The following is a 223-nucleotide window of genomic DNA, read 5'->3' on the forward strand; positions in this document are numbered from 1 at the left end:
CGCTGGAGGAACAGGGCTTGGCGGCCTTCCGGGACCTTGTCGCCGCGAATATGCGGCATGCAGGTGCGATCCGCATCGATCACGCATTCCAGCTTCAGCGTCTTTTCCTCATTCCCTCGGGTGCGCCGGCTTCGCAGGGCGCTTATGTCGATTACCCATTCGAGGCCATGCTCGCAGTCCTGCGCGTGGAAAGCCATCGCGCGCGCTGCCTCGTCATTGCCGA

Annotated in this window: 1 protein-coding gene; it reads left to right on the plus strand. The window is 63.2% G+C overall.

Annotated features, from left to right (window positions below; genetic code table 11):
• Nucleotides 1-223, plus strand: a 223-nt coding sequence (locus E4K09_RS23600) for a 4-alpha-glucanotransferase (RefSeq protein WP_134500145.1), incomplete at both ends; no start/stop codon positions are given.

Source organism: Microvirga pakistanensis (assembly GCF_004458765.1).
Taxonomy (GTDB): Bacteria; Pseudomonadota; Alphaproteobacteria; order Rhizobiales; family Beijerinckiaceae; genus Microvirga; species Microvirga pakistanensis.